General features: G+C 58.7%; 15 protein-coding genes and 1 pseudogene. 10 read left to right on the top strand and 6 right to left on the bottom strand.

The window, feature by feature from the left end:
• Positions 1-8: 8 nt before the first annotated feature.
• Positions 9-2,216: a type I secretion system permease/ATPase gene (locus RlegSU303_RS32145; RefSeq protein ID WP_131720625.1), complete on the top strand. Its 2,208-nt coding sequence runs from the start codon at positions 9-11 to the stop codon at positions 2,214-2,216.
• Positions 2,213-3,688, top strand: coding sequence for an HlyD family type I secretion periplasmic adaptor subunit (locus RlegSU303_RS32150; protein ID WP_131720624.1), 1,476 nt, complete (start codon positions 2,213-2,215; stop codon positions 3,686-3,688). Before RlegSU303_RS32145 ends, RlegSU303_RS32150 begins: the two co-directional genes overlap by 4 nt.
• 233 nt (positions 3,689-3,921) lie before the next feature.
• Here RlegSU303_RS32150 and RlegSU303_RS32155 read toward each other — a convergent pair.
• Positions 3,922-4,837: pseudogene (locus tag RlegSU303_RS32155) on the bottom strand (nucleotidyltransferase and HEPN domain-containing protein).
• 282 nt (positions 4,838-5,119) lie between these two features.
• Entirely contained in the window at positions 5,120-5,362 is a 243-nt protein-coding gene (locus tag RlegSU303_RS32160) for a hypothetical protein (RefSeq protein WP_131720623.1), read from the bottom strand.
• 315 nt (positions 5,363-5,677) lie between these two features.
• Between RlegSU303_RS32160 and RlegSU303_RS32165 the strand changes: the two genes are divergently transcribed.
• Complete coding sequence (locus RlegSU303_RS32165) at positions 5,678-6,361, top strand: winged helix-turn-helix transcriptional regulator (protein WP_221959791.1); 684 nt, start codon at positions 5,678-5,680, stop codon at positions 6,359-6,361.
• A gap of 126 nt (positions 6,362-6,487) precedes the next feature.
• Positions 6,488-7,729, top strand: a complete 1,242-nt coding sequence (locus tag RlegSU303_RS32170) for an 8-amino-7-oxononanoate synthase family protein (RefSeq protein ID WP_131720621.1) — start codon at positions 6,488-6,490, stop codon at positions 7,727-7,729.
• 48 nt (positions 7,730-7,777) lie between these two features.
• Here RlegSU303_RS32170 and RlegSU303_RS32175 read toward each other — a convergent pair whose 3' ends face one another.
• The 4 genes from RlegSU303_RS32175 to RlegSU303_RS32190 all read right to left on the bottom strand — a co-directional run bounded on the left by RlegSU303_RS32175 (position 7,778) and on the right by RlegSU303_RS32190 (position 11,720).
• Positions 7,778-8,833 (bottom strand): extracellular solute-binding protein, encoded by a 1,056-nt coding sequence (locus RlegSU303_RS32175; RefSeq protein WP_131720620.1) that lies wholly within the window; start codon positions 8,831-8,833, stop codon positions 7,778-7,780.
• Positions 8,834-8,866: 33 nt separating this feature from the next.
• Positions 8,867-9,637 (bottom strand): ABC transporter permease, encoded by a 771-nt coding sequence (locus RlegSU303_RS32180; protein ID WP_017958121.1) that lies wholly within the window; start codon positions 9,635-9,637, stop codon positions 8,867-8,869.
• 70 nt (positions 9,638-9,707) lie between these two features.
• On the bottom strand, positions 9,708-10,616 hold the full coding sequence (locus RlegSU303_RS32185) for an ABC transporter permease (RefSeq protein ID WP_131720619.1): 909 nt from the start codon (positions 10,614-10,616) through the stop codon (positions 9,708-9,710).
• The gene (locus RlegSU303_RS32190) at positions 10,617-11,720 is read right to left on the bottom strand and encodes an ABC transporter ATP-binding protein (RefSeq protein ID WP_131720618.1); all 1,104 of its coding nucleotides are present in this window, start codon (positions 11,718-11,720) and stop codon (positions 10,617-10,619) included.
• A gap of 241 nt (positions 11,721-11,961) precedes the next feature.
• On the opposite strand from RlegSU303_RS32190, the gene RlegSU303_RS32195 reads away from it, so the two are divergent.
• The 6 genes from RlegSU303_RS32195 (at position 11,962) to RlegSU303_RS32220 (ending at position 18,765) form a co-directional block, all read left to right on the top strand.
• The gene (locus RlegSU303_RS32195) at positions 11,962-12,660 is read left to right on the top strand and encodes a GntR family transcriptional regulator (protein ID WP_131720617.1); all 699 of its coding nucleotides are present in this window, start codon (positions 11,962-11,964) and stop codon (positions 12,658-12,660) included.
• 104 nt (positions 12,661-12,764) lie between these two features.
• Positions 12,765-14,126 (top strand): aspartate aminotransferase family protein, encoded by a 1,362-nt coding sequence (locus RlegSU303_RS32200; protein WP_017958125.1) that lies wholly within the window; start codon positions 12,765-12,767, stop codon positions 14,124-14,126.
• A gap of 2 nt (positions 14,127-14,128) precedes the next feature.
• Positions 14,129-15,838 carry an acetolactate synthase catalytic subunit gene (locus tag RlegSU303_RS32205; RefSeq protein ID WP_131720616.1) on the top strand — a complete coding sequence of 570 codons (1,710 nt, stop codon included), beginning with the start codon at positions 14,129-14,131 and terminating at the stop codon, positions 15,836-15,838.
• Positions 15,835-16,611, top strand: coding sequence for a 3-oxoacyl-ACP reductase FabG (gene fabG, locus RlegSU303_RS32210; protein ID WP_131720615.1), 777 nt, complete (start codon positions 15,835-15,837; stop codon positions 16,609-16,611). The genes RlegSU303_RS32205 and fabG overlap by 4 nt, the downstream gene beginning before the upstream one ends.
• Before the next feature lie 34 nt (positions 16,612-16,645).
• Positions 16,646-17,317, top strand: a complete 672-nt coding sequence (locus RlegSU303_RS32215) for a winged helix-turn-helix transcriptional regulator (RefSeq protein WP_131720614.1) — start codon at positions 16,646-16,648, stop codon at positions 17,315-17,317.
• Between the two features lie 566 nt (positions 17,318-17,883).
• A complete protein-coding gene (locus RlegSU303_RS32220) occupies positions 17,884-18,765 on the top strand; it encodes an alpha/beta hydrolase (RefSeq protein WP_131720612.1) in 882 nt (293 codons plus the stop codon).
• The last annotated feature ends 112 nt before the right edge of the window (positions 18,766-18,877 follow it).

The following is an 18,877-nucleotide window of genomic DNA, read 5'->3' on the forward strand; positions in this document are numbered from 1 at the left end:
CCCACGCCATGACCGACATCCAGACAGTATCCGGCCCTGGCGCGACGGAAGCGGAGGTTAGAGACGACCTTCCACCAACACCTGAAGCGACCATCGCCGACAGCGGACTGGCAGCGATCTCTGCTGTCGCCGGTTATTTCAGGATCGCATCACGTCCGGAAACGTTGAGCCGTGAGCTTGCGCTGACCGCGCCGGCTGCACGCGACGATCTGCTCCGCGCAGCCAAGATCGTCGGCCTGAAGGCGCGCACCGTCCGTGCGGACAAGATCGCCCGGCTGGCGACGCTTCCGGCGCCGGCACTTGCCTCGTTGAAGGACGGCACTTTCGCCGTCTTTGCCGGCGTGGCCGCCGAGGGGCGGTATCGGCTGATTAACCCCATTGACTTCTCAGCTCGCAATGTCGAAGCGGACGAACTTCTCGCGCTGACCTCCGGCGAGTTCATCCTCATCCAGCGGCGTTTTGCCGGTCCCGGCGCCTCGCAGCAGAATTTCGGCTTCCGCTGGTTCCTGCCGGCGATCTGGCGGTATCGACGAGCCTTCGGCCATGTACTGATCGCCTCGCTCGTGATCCAGATCTTCGCGCTGGTCACGCCGCTGTTCTTCCAGGTCGTCGTCGACAAGGTTTTGGCGCATCGCAGCTATTCGACGCTGATCGTCCTCGTCGTCGGCCTTGCCGCCGTCGGGCTCTTCGACGTGGTGCTGCAATATCTCAGGACCTATGCACTATCGCATACGACCAACCGCATCGATGTCGAGCTTGGCCGGCGCCTATTCCGCCATCTCCTGAACCTGCCGCTCAGCTATTTCGAGACCCGCGCCACCGGCCAGACGGTCGCGAGGATCCGCGAACTCGAAACCATCCGTAACTTCCTGACCGGTCAGGGCCTGTTCTCCGGCCTCGACCTGATCTTCACCATCATCTTCATCTTCGTGCTGTTTTCCTATTCTTCGAAGCTTGCCTGGATCGTCGTCGCCTCCATCCCCTTTTACATGGCGATCGGATTCCTCATTCGCCCCTTCCTGAAGGAGCGGATCGACGAGAAGTTCGAGCGCGGCGCCTTCAGCCAGCAATTGCTTGTTGAGACCGTCGTCGGCATTCAGACACTGAAAGCATCGGCGGTCGAGCCGGTGGTCTCCTCGCAATGGGAAGAGCGGCTGGCCGCCTATGTGCGCTCGTCTTTCCTCGCGACCATGCTGGCGGCGAAGGGGCAGAACGCCATCCAGTATGTCAACAAGATCACCTCGGCCGCCCTGCTACTCTTCGGCGCACAGGCGGTCATCGATGGCGAACTGAGCGTCGGGGCACTGGTGGCATTCAACATGATCGCCGGACAGGTCTCCCAGCCGATCCTGCGCCTATCGCAGCTCTGGCAGGATTTTCAGCAAGTGCAGGTTTCCGTTGCCAGACTCTCGGATATTCTGAACGCCCCGCAGGAGCCGCGTCCGAGCGTTGCCGTCAGCCTGCCGCCGCCGAAGGGGGCGATCGCCTTCAAGTCGGTAAACTTCCGCTATTCTCCCGATGGCCAGGACGTGCTCAAGGACATCAATTTTTCGATCCGGCCGGGCGAAGTGATCGGCATCGTCGGCCCCTCCGGCTCTGGCAAGTCGACGCTGACCAAGCTGGTGCAGCGCTTCTATATTCCGACCAACGGCCAAGTCTTCGTCGACGGTCAGGATATCGCCCAGGTCGATCCGGCATGGCTGCGATCGAATATCGGCGTCGTCCTTCAGGAAAATATGCTGTTCAACCGGACGATCCACGACAATATCTGCATGGTCAATCCGGCCATGTCGCGGGCCGCCGCCATCCAGATGGCGCGACTGTCTGGCGCCGACGAGTTCATCGCCAAGCTGCCGCGCGGCTACGATACGCTGATCGAGGAGCGCGGCGCCAATCTTTCCGGCGGACAGAGGCAGCGTCTGGCCATCGCCCGCGCCCTTGCCACCAATCCGCCGATCCTCATCCTCGACGAAGCGACGAGCGCGCTCGACTATGAGAGCGAGCGCATCATCCTTGGCAATATGCGCGAGATCGTCCGCGGCCGCACCGTCATCATCATCGCCCATCGCCTGGCGACCGTCCGGAATTGCAACCGCATCATCGGCATGAAGGACGGACGCATCGTTGAAGAGGGAACACACGAGACGCTGCTTGCCCGCCCGAACGGCCTATACGCGCATCTGTGGCAATTGCAGACGGGGCCTGTCCAATCATGAACCAGACCGTCCAGCCTCCGCGGCTTCCACCCAAACCCCCGAAGCGATTGCAGGTGGACAACGAGTTCCTGCCGGCCGCACTCGAAATCCTGGAAACGCCGGCTTCGCCCATCCGCACGGCGCTCATCTGGTTCATCTGTCTGTTCACCGCGGGCGCGCTCATATGGAGCTATGTCGGCAGGTTCGACATCGTGGCGACTGCTCAGGGAAAGATCCAGCCGACAGGACGCGTCAAGGTGATCCAATCGATCGAGGTTGGAAAGACGATCGCGGTTCCGGTCTCGAACGGCGTCAAGGTAGGTGCCGGCGACATTCTCGTTGAGCTCGACCCGACCGAAGCCCGGGTCGAAGTCAACACGCTGACCACCAGCCTTGCGGCATTGCGAGCAGAAGTCGCGAGACGTGGCGCGGCATTAACGCAGGTCAACGCTTGGCAGCGTGGCGATCTCTGGAGTGGAACGCGAAGAATCGATATCGTCCCGGAATTCGCCGACTCAGTACCAGCGGAGATCCGCTCGCGCGAGGAACTGCTCTACACGTCCGATCTCGAGCAGCTCGTCTCGACACTCGACAGCCTCGCGGCCCAGCGCAATCAGCAGTTCGCCGCACTGAAGAGATACACCGAGATGGTGGCCGCTCAGCAGGCGCTGGTGGCCACGCTTGCAGATCGCGTGACAATGCGCTCCAACCTCGTCGATCTCAGCGCCGGATCGAGATCCGGCGTCATCGATGCCGTCGAGATCAGGCAGAAAGAAGAGGCAACGCTTGCCGAGCAGATTGGTCAGCGGGCGGAGGCGGAAACCGCGATTGTTACGGCAGCGAGCGAAGGCCTGAAAGCCATCAAGACTTTCGTCGCCGACAACGCTGAGAAGCAGGCGGCAGCATCGCGAGAGATCGACGAGAAGGAACAGCAGCTGGTCAAGGCGGCCAAACGGCTGGAGTCGATGACGATCAAAAGCCCGATCAACGGCATCGTCCAGACATCCGCCATCACCACAGTCGGCCAGGTGGTGACCGCGGGCGCCGAACTGATGCGGATCGTCCCGGACGATGCTTCGTTGGAGATCGAGGCCTATCTGCCGAACCGGGATATCGGCTTCGTCTCGCCCGGACAGCCCGCCGTCATCAAGATCGAAGCCTTCCCATTCACCCGCTACGGCATCATCAACGGCACAGTCACCCGTGTCGCCACCGATGCTATTCCGGAACCGGATGCGCAGCAGCTCGAAGGCCAGCCGGCAAAGGAACTGCAGAGCATGATTCCGATCGGCAATGCGCAACGTGTTCAGAACCTTGTCTTCCCGGTCACCATCAAGCCGGATGTCGCAAGCATCGACATCGATGGAACACGCGTGGCGCTTTCGCCCGGCATGTCCGTCACCGTCGAGGTCAAGACCGGCAGCCGGCGCATCCTCGAATATCTCTACTCGCCGCTGGCGGAAGTTGCTTCGGAAGCGATGCAGGAGCGATAGAAGCGCCGGAATACCCGAATCGTATCTAAAGCCCGCACAATACCGAATGCTAGGCTCGCGATGGAGTAGCAATCAACGCCAGTGCGGCTATGGTATATCCGCCCCCGTTCGTTCGTGAGGCCACTGAAGGGCTCATCAAGCCGCGAGCGGTGTGCCGGATGTCACTCGATAGCACTGTTGGAAACCGACGTAACCAGCGACAGCCGGCACTTTTTCGAAATTGAACGGCGGGTTCAGAAATCTCCAGCGTCGTTTCGAAGCCTGGTGAGATGTTCTTCGCAAACGGTCTTGACCAGCATATGCAGGTCGGCCGTCCGTTCGCCGAGCCAGATCAACGCCTCTTCGCTGACTTCGAAGTGCTTCGAATAGCGCGCCTTCACGTAAGCTTCATTAATAGTATTGAACCAGGCACGATAGCGCTGTTGGTCGCGCGGCCAAGCATCCACCAAACGGCGATCACGGCTTTCCGCCAACTTACGCAGGAAAGTCAAATTATGGGAGGCGGGACTATAGTTGGACAGCGTCAAAAGTGCAGCCGAATAAGCATGCTCGATAACTTGATGAAGGAAAAAGGCTGCATGCTTGTAGCGCCGCTTTTCAACGTACAGCTTAAAACCGTCCAACAAATCGGTTGAGAACGGGAACCTCTCTTCGAAATGCTCCTTGGCAATGCGGTATTCCTCGGCCTTCGAGCGTGGCTTTGGTTCGGGCAGCGGTTCATCACCGAGCTCGTAAAGGATGATCCCCTCGCGGCGGATGTCGGAGAAGAAGTATTGCCCCTCGTGAAGCGCCGTGTTGACCTCACGCCGCGAGTGAACGATGAAGCTGACAGGCGTCTTGATGCCGCGATCGTGGAGAAAACGGTCGGCCGCCTTGTACCAGTACGTGGCGAAGTCCGATAGCTTCCTGTTGTTGACGATCACCAGCAGATCATAGTCGGAACGGTAGCCTTTGAGCGTGTGCGGCTCGTCGACCCAGTCGCCACGAGCGTATGATCCAAACAATATGATCTTGAGTATCCGCCCCATTTTTCTTGAACTCGGCCGAGCTGTCCTTCAGCGCATCCTGAAACTCCTCGTGCAGGATATCGACAACGCGGGCAAGCTCGCGCTGTTTACGCTCCGGCAAATGGTCGAGGCTGGATTTCATCGGCGGCGGGCATCTTTCATGACAGCACTTTTGTAGTCGTCGTATTCCAAGAAAACCAGTCCCCCCTACGCTTGCTGCGTGTGGATCAGGAATCCTTCGCTCCGGCGACACGCTTCTGTTTGCGCACGCCTATGAAAATTACGCGTACCGGGCCTCCAGCCGAGCAGTTTGCATGGTTACCGCAAGTCGGCGGGTCGATAAAGCCACGGATCGCCCGAGCGTTGGACGCTACTGGGCAAATAACGGTAGAGATAACGCTCAGACTCTATCCGGTGTCCGCTTTCATTTTTGGGCTTCCTCAATCTCTTCCGTCCCCAGATGTTTGAAAACGCCAACCCAAAAGGTGAAATCACCTGAGCGGCCGTCGTAGCGCGCGCATAGTGCGCACCAGGCAGCCGCTGTTTTCGCATGTTGTCCGTAAAGCAATCGGGCAGCAGTGCTTATGTCGCCAACATCTGCATCACTCCAAAAATCCGGTGTCGCCGCAGCGCTGCCGGTTGAGAACCTTTTGAACATTTCGCGCATTAAAAAGCCCCGTAACCGTCCGGAAACAGGCCATCAAATTATGCCGGACGTCGATCCCTCCGAGTGGGCCACGATCACGTGCCGTCCCTGGCAATATGCGCTTTGGCGCAAGATTCTTCGCGCTCCCAACATTATGTTGTAACAAAAAAGAAAGGCAAGCTATAAAAATACCCGTAGTGATAGCGCTTTTGCGATTCTGTTGGCGCATATTTTACGAGCCAGGGTATGAGGTCCCATCAACATGAGGCAGTTTTCTGAAAGTTTTGTGGTAGCAAAAGCAGTCGCTGTAAGGTCCGCAACTGGTGAGGCGGGACGATGAGCGAACTTCTGGCGATCGTATCCCAAGACGCTGACTATTATTTGATGCTGTCATACATCTTGAAGGGAGCCGGATACAGGACGATGCTCGTCGATATTCCGAGCGAGGCGGTAGCTACTGCCGTGGACCGTGACGCTGCAGCTATCATCGTCGACTGCCAGCCGGGTTCACAAATTCTGGCTGATATCGCGTCGGGTCTGAAGGAAAGGGGACTTGCCAGCAACGTCACGCTCATAGCGCTCGTTGCCGAAAAGGCCGCCTATCTCGACATCCTGAAAGCCAACGTAGATGAGAGCTTTACAAGGCCAATGCCGCCGGAACGGCTGCTGTCTTACCTCCAAGGTACAATAGGCAATTCCTCTGGCGAAGCGACTAGCCGCCTTGCTCCAATATTTGATGATGTGAAGCTCGACGTCAGCAGCCGGCGTGTTCTGGTGCGAGGCACGCCGGTCAATCTGAGCCCGATCGAGTTCCGTCTATTGAGTGCTCTTGTGGGTGACGCGGGGCGCGTTCTCAGCCGTGCCGAACTGATAGCTGTTGCATGGCCACCGACGGTATTCGTCGAGCCGCGAACAGTCGATGTTCATATCGGCCGCCTCCGGCGTGCATTGAAGCGGGTCCTTGGCCGCGATGTGATCCGCACCGTACCGAAGGAAGGATACGCTTTCGAGATCTCCTAAAGCATGTGAACTTCGCCACGTTCACATCTTCACTGAAACGTCCCGAAAATTTGCCGTTGCCGTCGTTGCATAAACGATCATCTCGCGCATAGCGTGAAGTCTCGGTAGGGCTTTTGGGAGGACAGCATGCAAGAAGTAGCTTCGGGCGCCGGATCGGCGAAAACATCGCACAGAAACACCGCGGGCCTGATTAGCCACGCAAGTCCCCACTTTGCAGCCGCCCATCTTGACGGCCTGATGGCACTCTATGTCCATCCGTCCGATGGACGAGCGGTGGAACTGCCAGTTTCGGGGGGCAGATCGGAGCGCGTCATCGACTTCGTCCGCTGCTCGTACCTCGGACTCGACAATCATCCCTCAATCATCGAAGGCGCAATCGAGACCGTTCGGCGCTACGGGACTCTGCATTGGTCGTGCGCCCGCACGCGGCTCAATTTTGCAGCCCTCGGAGACCTCGAAGATGCTCTTTCTGATCTCTTTGGCGCGAGGGTGATTACCTACACGACTGTGCTTGCCGCCAACTTGAGCGCGCTTCCGCTGATTGCGTCCGGAGTCCTGACCCGCGGCACAAAACCGGTCATGGTATTCGACCGGCTTGCACATGCGACGCTTGCCTTCAACAAGCCCATCGTTGCCGAAGAATGCGAGGTCCGCACGATCGGCCACAACGATCTTCAGGCGCTCGAAGATATTTGCCGTCATAATGATACGGTCGCCTATGTTTGCGACGGTGTGTATTCCATGGGCGGGTGTGCGCCAATAAAGGAGTTGCGCGAGCTTCAGGAGCGATACGGCCTCTTCCTTTACATCGATGATGCTCACGGCATATCGATCTTCGGCGAAAGAGGTGAGGGGTTTGCCCGTTCACAAATGCCCGAGGGTCTCGGCGAGCGGACGATCATCGCAGCCTCGCTCGGTAAGGGTTTCGGAGCCTCAGGCGGCATGCTGATGCTCGCAACGGCGCTCCAGGAGGAAATCTTCCGGCGCTTTGCTCTCGCGCATGCTTTCTCGGCCTCCATCAATGTTGCGGCGATCGGTGCAGCTCTCGCCTCGCACTCAATCCATCGCACACCGGAACTGGGCGTGCGGCAAAGGGCACTCGCAGAACATATCTCTCTTTTCGACGAACTGGTGCCGACCGCACAGGCAGGGTCCCGACTCCCGATCAGGACCGTCGTCGTCGGTGACGAGCTTGCGGCAATCGGCGCTGCCAGACTGGTACTTGATTCCGGTTACTATACGTCGGCCATTTTCTTCCCGACAGTCGCCAAGGGAAGGGCAGGGCTGCGGATATGCCCGACTGCCGGCCACACGGCGTCCGAAGTGCGCGAAGCCGCCGCTGCCCTCAACCTTGCTCTCAAGGGATAAGATCCGTCTCCACACCTCCGGGCGGCAACGCCGCCCGGAGGTGGATCGTCATCGGATCCAGGCATTCCAACGCTCGAGCATCATCGCGGCATTGTCGTTGATCCATTTGGCGTCCGGGATGACGATGTAATCCCGGATGTCCTCGTCGCTCGGCAGGGCCGCCCGTGCAGCCGGCGACATCAAATCGATCGCCTTGCGGCTTGGCGGCGTGCAAAGGAGTTCGTCGCACACGCCGGCTTGCACCTCCGGATGATCAAGCCAGTAGCCGATCAACTTCAACGCATTTCCGCGGTTCGGCGCATCCTTGATGATCGTCAAGCGATCGCCGACGAGGAACGAGGCCTGCTTGGACCAGGCGATCTGGCGTCCTTCCGCCTTCAGTGTATTTGCACGCGTCAGCCAGATCTGCCCGATGCTATAGTCGCCGTTGCGAAAGCCCTGAACGCTCTGATCACCGGTCTTCCACCACAGCGATATCGCCGGGCGAATCTCGTCGAGCTTTTTGAGGGCGCGATCGACGTCGAGTGGAAAGAGCTTCTCGCGCGCAACGCCGTCGGCGAGGAGCGCGGCAGCCATGACCCGCCACGGATCGTCGAAATTTGGAAACGAGCGGCCACCGGGAAATTTTGTCTCGTTCCACATATCGGCCCAACTCAACGGATTTCCGCTCTTGAAGCCGGTCGGGTCGTAGGCCATCAGCGTTGCGGTCGAAAAAAGCCTGGCCCCGGAGCTGACGCAGGCATCCTCGGTCAGATCTGGCCGGCCCTGGAAAGACTTGCAAAATTCGGTCAAGTCTTCAGATGTCAGCCAATGCGCTTCAGCGCTCGCCTGGATCTCGCCGTCCGGGTAAAGGTCCCAGGTCACGTTGCCGGTCTTGACCATGGCCGCAGCTTTCGCCCGCATCTCGGCATTCGTTGCCGCGACCGAAACAACCTTGATGCCGGTATTTTCGGTGAACGGCTCGAACCAGAATTTTCGAAGCGCGGCATCGTAGGCGCCGCCTGTGGTCGCAATGATGACCTGCTCCTCGGCTTGCGCCGCCCCCGCACCAGCAAGCATGAGGCAAGCCGCAAGCAGTGGCTTGATCTTCGTTCGCTGTTTCATCGGTTGTTCCTCTCTCCGATTGATATGATCACGTTAATCCTCCCCGCGGCCGGTAAGGAGATGAATGGTCCCCATGAGCAGCAGCGATACCGCGACGAGCAGCGTCGAAACGGCCGCTATGACCGGGGTGAGATTGAAATCGATGTCCTCGAACATCTTGCGGCTGATCGTTTTTCCGCCGGTATCGGAAATGAAGAAGGCGACTGTTGCCTCATCGAACGACGCCAGAAACGCAAAGACCGAAGCTGCAGCCACCGCCGGCGCGATGTTAGGGAGCACAATGCTGAAAAAGGCGCGGCTCCGGCTTGCCCCGCAATTCAGTGCGGCAAGTTCGAGTGACGTGTCGAAGCGCTCGAGTGCCGCCGATACGGTGATGATGACGTAGGGAACCGCAAGCACGGTGTGCGCGATCAGGAAACCAGCGAAATTGCCGGTCAGGCTGAGAGGGGAAAAAACCAGATAAAGGGCAACGCCAAAGACAACATGGGGAACGATCATTGGCCCCAGCGATAATGCCTGCAGAAGGGTCTTTCCCGGGAGATTGCCGCGAACGAGCCCGATGGCGGCCAATGTCCCGATAACCGTTGAAGCGACCGTTGTCGCCAGTGCAATCTGCAGACTGAAGATCGTTGCCGCGCGCCAGTCCGGATCGGTTAAAAAGTCGATATACCAGCGAAACGTCAGGCCCTTCGGTGGGAGCTCGATATAGCTGCTGTCGTTCAGCGAAATCGGGATGACGAGTAACGTCGGCAGGACCAGGAAGAACAGGATTGCTCCGATCAGGAAAACTCCAAGGAGCCGCAATGCCGCTTTGGCGTAAGGCCGATGCGTGCTGTTGACGGGAGAGGGGGCGAATGAGGCGGTGACTGCGGGCTCAATTGACACTGTTCATTCCTTTGCTAACGGAAAGCGCCTTGCGAAACACAAGGACAAAGACCAGAGTCGTGGTCAGAAGGACGGTCGCGAGCGCTGCGGCAAATGGCCAGTCAAGCAGGACGGTGGTTTGCTGGCCGATCAGCGTTGCCATCATCAATGCTCCAGGCCCGCCGACGAGTGCCGGCGTGATATAAAAGCCAATCGCCAGGATGAAGCACATGACGCACCCGGCAAAGATTCCAGGCAAGCTGAGCGGCAAGGTCACGCGCAGGAAAGCGCCGACCGGCCCGGCGCCGAGATTGCGGGCGGCTTGGGCGTACTCGGCAGGAATAGTGCGAAGTGCGTTGTAGATCGGCAGGATCATGAAGGGCATGAGAACATGCGTCATCGCAAGGATCACTGCGCCTTCCGTATAGATGAGCTTCAAAGGACTGCTAATGAGGCCGCTCTCGATCAGTAGATCGTTAACGATGCCGTTTCGCTGCAGCAGCACGATCCAGGCGTAGGATCGCACCAGCACTGAGGTCCATAGCGGCACGAACACCGCCGCTGAGACGATCAATGCAGACTTGCCTTTGGAACTCGCCATGAGAAAGGCAACCGGATATCCAAGCAGCAGGCTCGCCACCGTGACGATTGCACCCGTCTGCAACGTGCGAAGCAGGACTTCCATGTAGAGTGGCTCGGTGACGATCCGCTCGTAATGCTCCAGCGTGAATCCCGGCGCCATTAGGCTCAAAGAGACGAGCCGGCCGATTGGATAGATGAAGCCTCCGGCCAGTAAGAGCATCAACGGCGCAATCAGCAGGAGCGTCAGGGCGTGCGAATACTGGCGCGCCGAGCGTGAGAAAATCCAGCTTGGTGGACGGGTTGATGCAAGGGGTAGATTATCGACGGCCATGGTCATTCATGCCTCCGCGACCGCAAAGAGCCGGAGGCCGTCGCGTTCGGCGACGACATCCACGAGTGCCCCCATTGCAAAGGGCACCCGCTTTCCATCAGCAGGGATCTGGACCTGAATGATCTCTCCGCTTCCGAAATCGGAGCGAACGAGATGAAGGTCGAAGGAGCCGGCAAAGACCGACGTTTCGATCCGGCCGGGGAGGGCGTTCTGTCCCCCTGCGCCACGCGCTGCAAGGCCAAGGCGCTCAGGCCGTAGCGCGAGCCGAACGCGATCACCTATCTTTGCCGAACCCTCGAAACCATGGGCAGGCGTATCAATGACCACGTCGTCACCCAGTCTGATCGTCTGGCTGTCGGCGGTCTCCCCCAGGAATTCTCCAGTCAGGAAGTTCATCTTGCCGATGAAATCGGCGACAAAGGCACTCTGCGGATTACAGTAAAGGTCCGCCGGGGTTCCGAGCTGCGCGAGTTGCCCCTTTGCCACAACGGCGATCCGGTCGGACATCGTCAACGCCTCCTCCTGATCGTGCGTCACGTAGATGACCGTTGCACCAAGGCGCCGCTGAAGCTGCTTGATCTCGATCTGCATGGATTCGCGCAGCTTCTTGTCCAGTGCGCCGAGCGGCTCGTCCATCAAGAGAACAGGCGGTTCGAACACGATTGCTCGCGCGACCGCCACCCGCTGCTGCTGGCCGCCGGAAAGTTCGTGGGGATAGCGCTTGGCATAGTCCGGGAGTTGGACGAGGTGGAGCGCCTGGCCAACCCGTTCTGCCCTGAGGTCCTTGCGGATGCCGCGCATCTTGAGGGGGAAAGCAATGTTTTCGGCAACGGTCAGATGCGGGAACAAAGCATAACGTTGGAAGACCATCCCTATGTTGCGGCGATCGGGCGATACGGCTGTGACATCGCGCCCGCCAATAATGATGCGTCCGGCAGATGGGCTTTCGAAACCGGCGATCATTGTCAGAAGCGTCGTCTTGCCCGATCCGGACGGACCGAGGATCGACAGGAATTCGCCTGCCGCAATATCCAGGGTCACTGCGCCAACGGCAGTCTGGCTGCCGTAGACCTTGCCTATGCGATCGATGAAAACAGGCGCACCAATCAAAATGAAATCTCCTCATTTGCGTGCTTTGCCACGCATTGAACCCTCCCGGCTCCGCTCGTGCGGCGCCAGGTGCTTTGAGTGTCATGCCGGCAAGACCGGCAGGTGTTCGGGCATGGCCTGCTCGGCCAAGGCGTTGCTAATATTCGCGATGACGTTATGCTGTCACATCACGTCAGTGTTTTTATGCAATTCATTTTTGTTGCAACAAAACTGTGAAGATGTCAACGCTTGGAGGTCAAATTTGAACGAAAATACAACTGGAGAGGAATCGTCGGCGTCGGATTTGCAGTCTGGACGCCTCAGCGACTTCGCCTATTCATCCATCAAAGAGCAGCTCACGCGCGGTGTTTACAAGCCAGGTCACAAGCTGCCGATTCGCACGGTTGCCGAAATGTTGAACGTCGGGGCCACACCGGCACGCGAGGCAATCAACCGGCTGGTCTTCGAGGGCGCTCTCGTCATGGTGGGTCCTAAAACCGTTATCGTCCCCCATCTGGATCTTCTAGCGCTTTACGAAGTCACGCAGATGCGGCTTGCGCTTGAAGGGTTGGCGACTGAAAAAGGCGCGCCCTGTGCGACCAATGCGGTAATCGACAACCTCTTGGCCCTGCAAGAGAAAATCACACTGTCACTCAATGAAAAGCGCTACGCCGACGCACTTCACGACAACAAGGAATTTCACTTTACGATCTACCGGCTTTGCGAGATGCCGCACCTCCTTTCGACTATCGAGGCCCTGTGGTTAAGGGTCGGCGCTTCGTTCCATGACCTTTATCCAGAGTTTGCGGAAGCAAAATACGGTGTCCACAATCATATGGCCGCGATAGAGGGGCTGGTGGATAAAGATCCGTCTGCTGTCCGGGCGGCAATGGAAAACGACATTCGTGATGGTTATCGGCGCATGAAAAAAACTGCACAGGAGCGTCTCAGCCGGAAATAGCAGCGGCAACTGATTTTTTTGTTGCAACTTCTTCGGGTTCATGATTTTTGTTATAACAAAATTATGAAGGGTTGCACCGCGACCTGTTTGCCGGAGAAGATCGAATGTTTCATCCTGATTTATTGCGCAGCGGCCGGGGAATTTCCCGGTCGCGGTCCGAACATTTCTTCATAAAGGGTCGCCGTGTATTTCCGACCGGGATCACGCGGGTCACGGTGGATCACGAGCCCAGCCCGCTTTACATTTCGCGCGGAGAGGGGGCCTACCTCATCGACGTCGACGGCAATCACCTCCTTGACCTGAATAATAATTTCACGACGCTGATACACGGACACGGTTTTCTTCCCGTTGCCGATGCGGTTGCAGATTTGCTTCATCGTGGAACCTGTTTCTCCAACCCGACTGAGCATGAGATTACCCTGGCCGAGCTTTTGATCGAGCGCATTCCAGCGATCGAACATATTCGCTTCGTCAACAGCGGGACCGAGGCTGTGATGTTTGCGATCAAGGCCGCCCGCGCCTTCACGGGTCGGCCGGGTATCGCACGCATCGAAGGCGCCTATCACGGCGCTTACGATTGGGCGGAAACAGGGCAGGCGGTGTCGCCGGCTATATGGAACGACCCTCTGCGGTCGTTAGCCGTCCCCGCCTATCGCGGTATGCCGGCTTCGGTTGGCGAGGAGGTGACCGTTATCCGCTTCAATGACGTTGCCGATCTGGAGCGTCGGATCGCTTCGGCTGCTCCCGCACTGGCCTGTATCCTGATTGATCCGATGCCGAGCCGCGCCGGGTTGATCGCTCCTGAGCCGAGCTTCGTTGCCGCGGTCGGCGCGATCGCAAAGCAGTACGGGATTCTCATTGTGGCCGATGAAGTTCTTAATCTGCGGCAGTCATATTTGGGTGCTTCAGCGCGCTATGATCTCCAGCCCGATCTAATTGCCGCTGGCAAGATAATCGGCGGAGGTTTTCCTGTCGGGGCGATCGGTGGGCGCAAGGAGGTGATGCGGGTCTTCGCAAGCGACAGCGGTAAACCGCTGCTGCCGCAAGGCGGTACATTTTCCGCAAATCCCGTATCGATGGTCGCAGGCCGGGTCGCTATGGAGGCGATGACGGAAGCTGCTTTCGGCTCACTCGAGAGCCTTGGCGATCGCATCCGGGCCGGCCTTCGAAATGAAATCGAGCGTCACGGCGCAGCCTTTAGCGTAACGGGAGCTGCATCCCTGTTTCGAATCCATCCGAAAGGGAAGCAGCCAGGGGACTTCCGCGAGGCATACCTCGCGCCGGAAGAGGCCGAGTTGATGGATCGCCTCTCCAGGCATTTCCTCAATTGCGGCATCCTGCTTCCCAACGGTGCTGCGGCCTGCCTTTCGACAGCAATGACGACAGCAGATGGTGACGCGATCACATCAACCTTCGCAGACTTCCTTTCAACCCTCGAAAAAAACCCTACCGAAGCAGGCATTTGACCATGGCAACTGAAAATTTAACCGTCGCCGAGCGTATCGCTCTTTCCCTCAAGAGGCATGACGTCTCCCATATCTTCGCTCAGAGCCTGCCCTCAGCGGTTATCCTTGCGGCCGAAGCAATTGGCATCCGTCAAATCGCCTACCGACAGGAAAACATGGGAGGGACCATGGCCGATGGCTATGCGCGGCTATCCGGCAAGGTCGGTGTGGTAGCAGCGCAGAACGGACCTGCCGCAACGCTTCTCGTTCCGCCGCTGGCCGAAGCGCTGAAGGCTAGCGTTCCGCTCGTTGCTCTCGTCCAGGATGTCGAACGAGATCAGGCTGATCGCAATGCATTCCAGGAACTCGATCATCTCATCCTATTCCAATCCTGCACGAAATGGGTGCGCAAGGTGCTGGTTGCTGAGCGGATCGACGACTATGTCGATGCTGCCTTCACGGCAGCCGCCTCGGGCCGGCCGGGACCGGTAGCTCTCCTGCTCCCCGCCGACCTCCTGCGGGAGCAGATAGCCCCTTCGCTCTTTCGTCGGGAGGCTGTGCTTGGCCACTGGCCACTCGATCGGTTGCGTCCGCGCGATAGCGACATCGAGCGCGCAGCCTCGATGATCGCCGCAGCCCAGGCACCCATCGTCATCGCTGGAGGAGGCGTCCATGCAAGCCATGCCGCGGGCGAGCTTTCAGGGCTACAGGACGAAGCCTCGCTTCCCGTGCTAACGACCAATATGGGAAAAGGCGCGGTCGACGAATACCACCCGCTGTCAGCCGGCGTTCTCGGCGCTCTCGTCGGTCCGCGATCGCTCGGACGGCACACGCTTGCCCTTGTCGAAGAGGCTGATCTCGTCATTCTGGTCGGAACACGAACCAATCAGAATGGCACTGACAGTTGGCGCCAAGTCCCCCGGTCCGCATCAGTCATCCACATCGATGTCGATCCCACCGAAATCGGGCGCAACTACGAAGCGGTCAGACTGGCAGGCGATGCGGCCGAAACCATCAGCGCGCTTCGAAGCGTGCTTGCCCGACGCGATCTCTCGTACCGCTCGTCGCAGCGCAGTAAGCTGACGGCTCGGATTGCTGGTTTCTGGCGCGCATTTGACACGGAGCGGCAATCTGTCGCCCGTTCGGACAAGAGTCCGATCCGTCCCGAACGGGTCATGTGCGACCTTCAGCAAGTGCTGACGGCAGATACGACCGTTGTTTCAGATGCCAGCTATTCGTCGATGTGGATAGCCGGCCAGTTGCGGGCCCTTTCCCCCGGTATGCGCTTCCTGTCTCCGCGGGGCCTTGCTGGACTCGGGTGGGGCTTGCCACTTGCGCTCGGCGCAAAAGCCGCAAAGCCGGACAAACCAGTCGTTGCTATCGTAGGAGATGGAGGTTTCGCCCACAGCTGGGCGGAGCTGGAAACCATGGTTCGGAGCAAGCTTCCCATACTCATCATCGTTTTGAACAACGGTATCCTCGGATTCCAACGTGATGCCGAAACTGTCAAGTTCGGCAGCTTCACGACGGCCTGCAGCTTTGCGGATGTCGATCATCGGAAGATTGCGGAAGCTTGCGGTTGCCCTGCAGTCCGCATCTCAAATCCCGCCGATCTTCCTCGATACCTTGAGCGCGGTCTCTCTGGAGAAAGTCCCTTGCTGATTGAGGTCATGACAGAGGCGGGCGCCCATCCACCGCTGTCGCTGTTTGCTGCAATGGATCACGCGGCATGAGCGCTGACCGCGGCCCACATGTAGCGGTTATCAGCGGTGGCACCACTGGGATCGGTCTTGCCACCGCATTTCGTCTGCTCAGGGCCGGTCATCGGGTTGCCGTCTTCAGCCATGGCGAGGCTAGCGTCATGGCCGCAGGCGCCGCGCTTGCTGAGGCTTTCGGACCAGAGCGCTCGCTTGCGAGAAGGGTTGATCTCCGCGAACCGTCGGCAATCAGCTCCTTTTTCGGCGAAGTTGCCCGTGACCTGGGCGCACCTGGGATTCTCGTCTGCAACGCCGGGATCTCGCCAAAAGGTCCAGACGGTCCTCTTAACGTCTCTGACCTTACTCTTGAGGAGTGGAATGACGTGCTGGCCGTCAACGTGACCGGGACGATGTTGTGTTGCCGCGCTGTTCTGCCTGGCATGAAGAAAAGCGGTTTTGGACGAATCATATTGATTGGATCTCTTGCCGGTCGGACAAGACCACGGATCGCCGGCGCGAGCTATGCGGCGTCCAAAGCCGCACTGTCGGGATTGTCTCGCGTGCTGGTCTCTGAATATGGTCCTTATGGCATAACATCGAATGTTGTCGCGCCAGGCCGCATCCTGACGCCACTGACCGGCTCTCCCGAAAGCAAGATCAACGTCGACGCACTCGCTCGTATTCCGGCCGGTCGGCTCGGTATACCGGAGGATGTCGCCGCCGTGATCGCTTTCCTAGTGTCGGAGGATGCCGGGTTCGTCAATGGAGCCATTATAGATGTCAACGGTGGCGAGTTCGCGCCGAGCTGAGCTCGGTTCACAGGCGAGGAAAAAGGCAATCGACATGGCTCCCGTCATTCTGGTTTGCTCGCAGAACGCCGAGCTCTATCTGCTCCTCGCGCACATACTGCATGGCGAGGGTTTCAAGGCTCGTCTTGCCGCAAGTGACGCCGATGTGGCGGACGCTTGCACGTCAGCAGAGCTTTCCGCGGTCGTCTTAGATTGTGCGGGGTGGCCGAGTGATGTTGCGCCCCTTTGTGCTCTCTTGAAAGATTCACGGCTTCCAGTGGCGGCACTTATCGGCGACGACACACGTGCCCAGCACCTGCAATTGATCAAGGCCGGCTTCGACGAAGGCATCGCACGTCCTTTGTCGCCTTCAAAACTCCTCGCTTTTCTCCACGGCACAGGCCCGCAGTCTGAGGCTTCGACTCTGCGCAACTTTGCTGGTGCCGCCGAGATTGTCTTCGGCCCGCACGCCGTCGTGGTTTCAGGCAAGAGGGTAGCGCTTGCGCCTATGGAGATGAGAATCCTCAGGTTTCTATTGGAAAGGCAGGGGCAGATCAGTACCCGCGAGCAACTCATTGAGGCCGTTTGGCGCGATCCGCACGCTGTAGAAAGTCGGACGGTTGACGTGCATATCGGCCGGCTGCGAAAAGCGTTTGCAGGACTGCGTAATCTGGGGATTCGTACCGTGTACGGCGCAGGTTACGCTCTCGAACACCATGATCATTGATGTCCGCATAACCTAGCCTCTAACGGGTTCACGGCGACGTAGGCGCCCGGATCTCTCCGGGGCTAAACAGGCGCGCTCCTAAAAGGGTCAGCGATAAAGGAAGTGCCGCCGGTGGCGTCCACATGGATGATCGGCACCAATCTCCATACTTGGCAGGTTGTCGTGCAGGAAAAAAGCCCGGCCGCGCACAAGGCCACGACGCTTGAGAAGTGGGTGGCTCTGACGTGTGGTTCACGTTACCGCCTCGGGGTTGCAAACCCAAGAAAGTTACGAAACAGACGTCGGCTTAGCAGTGTTCGGAGATGATTGAATTGAAGGCCCTGCGAATTCATCTGTTGGATCGAAATGCAGCTCGCTCGATAGCACCGGGTCTTCAAATCATGCCCAGACGAGATTAGATTAGCCTCTGTAAACGTTCGAACCGTGATTGCCATGAGGCGCTTTCGTAAAGGTCAGGATATCAGCAAAGAGTTGCACCGACCTTGGAAAGCTTCGAAACCTGCCGGTGAACCGCACCGATATCAATTTCCCTTCCCCTATCCTCCCAACCATCAGAAAATTTTATCATGACCAATCCTATCAGCGTCTATTCGATGCCCGGAACGTGTTTTTTTGATCTGGCTCCTGCTGCGGGTGGCGAGCCCTATCGCATATTCCTTTTCATTCCGGCGGAGAGACCGCCAATGGGAGGATGGCCGCTTCTCGTCATGACCGACGGCAACGCCACTTTCCCCTTCGCGGTCGCCAGCTTGGTCACGCAGGCACCTTATCCGACGGGGACGAATGTCGGTTGGGGGGTCATCGCGGCGATCGGCTACCCGTCCGACGAACCCTATGATCCGCTCCGCCGGTCTTGGGACCTGGGCCCTCCGCCGGTCAAATCCTATCCGCCGTTCGTTGAGGGCGGTCCGCCGGTTGTCATCGGAGGGACCGGCAAACTGCTGGATTTCATCGAGAACGAGCTTATCCCGCGGATTGCAGAGATGGTGATCCTGGATCCGATGCGCCGATCGCTTTTCGGACATTCCTTCGGCGGCCTCTTTACTCTCTATGCCCTATTCGAGCGTCCAGGTCTGTTTGCCAATTGGATTGCGGCCAGCCCAACCATCTATTGGGAGAACAGCGAAATCCTCAAGAACGAGGCGCAACGTCAAGAGGCACCGGGGAATGCACCCTTTCTGCATTTGTCCGCCGGAGAACACGAAGGCGATGAGCTGGCACCCTTCCAGTACCGGAACGAGGATGCCACTGCACGCCTGGAGAAGAGGAAGACGGAGCGGACCGTCCACCTGGCGCGGGAGATGGCGGAGCGATTAAACGGCACTGCCGACGGATTGCGCTCCGAATTCGAGCTTTATGCCGGTGAGACCCATATGTCCGTTCTTGCGGCGGCCGTGAATCGCGCGGTTAGCATCGCGTTCGCCGTCCAGAGTTTAAGCGACATGTGACGCTCTCCGACGTTAATGGTCCGGCCGGCCCTTCTCCCCACCCCGTATTGGCCCACCTCGGAGCACGAGGCAGGGCCAACCTGCCGGCGAATGAGACAACGCCATAGTGAGA

Source organism: Rhizobium sp. SU303 (genome assembly GCF_021052345.1).
GTDB lineage: Bacteria > Pseudomonadota > Alphaproteobacteria > Rhizobiales > Rhizobiaceae > Rhizobium > Rhizobium laguerreae.

Excerpts from the sequence above, each read along its gene's own strand:
- RlegSU303_RS32150 (WP_131720624.1), top strand. The coding sequence starts at position 2,213 with ATGAACCAGACCGTCCAGCCTCCGCGGCTTCCACCCAAACCCCCGAAG.
- RlegSU303_RS32175 (WP_131720620.1), bottom strand. The coding sequence starts at position 8,833 with ATGAAACAGCGAACGAAGATCAAGCCACTGCTTGCGGCTTGCCTCATG.
- RlegSU303_RS32215 (WP_131720614.1), top strand. The coding sequence starts at position 16,646 with ATGGCTCCCGTCATTCTGGTTTGCTCGCAGAACGCCGAGCTCTATCTG.
- RlegSU303_RS32185 (WP_131720619.1), bottom strand. The coding sequence starts at position 10,616 with ATGACCATGGCCGTCGATAATCTACCCCTTGCATCAACCCGTCCACCA.
- fabG (WP_131720615.1), top strand. The coding sequence starts at position 15,835 with ATGAGCGCTGACCGCGGCCCACATGTAGCGGTTATCAGCGGTGGCACC.
- RlegSU303_RS32200 (WP_017958125.1), top strand. The coding sequence starts at position 12,765 with ATGTTTCATCCTGATTTATTGCGCAGCGGCCGGGGAATTTCCCGGTCG.
- RlegSU303_RS32170 (WP_131720621.1), top strand. The coding sequence starts at position 6,488 with ATGCAAGAAGTAGCTTCGGGCGCCGGATCGGCGAAAACATCGCACAGA.
- RlegSU303_RS32220 (WP_131720612.1), top strand. The coding sequence starts at position 17,884 with ATGACCAATCCTATCAGCGTCTATTCGATGCCCGGAACGTGTTTTTTT.
- RlegSU303_RS32160 (WP_131720623.1), bottom strand. The coding sequence starts at position 5,362 with ATGCGCGAAATGTTCAAAAGGTTCTCAACCGGCAGCGCTGCGGCGACA.
- RlegSU303_RS32205 (WP_131720616.1), top strand. The coding sequence starts at position 14,129 with ATGGCAACTGAAAATTTAACCGTCGCCGAGCGTATCGCTCTTTCCCTC.
- RlegSU303_RS32165 (WP_221959791.1), top strand. The coding sequence starts at position 5,678 with ATGAGCGAACTTCTGGCGATCGTATCCCAAGACGCTGACTATTATTTG.
- RlegSU303_RS32145 (WP_131720625.1), top strand. The coding sequence starts at position 9 with ATGACCGACATCCAGACAGTATCCGGCCCTGGCGCGACGGAAGCGGAG.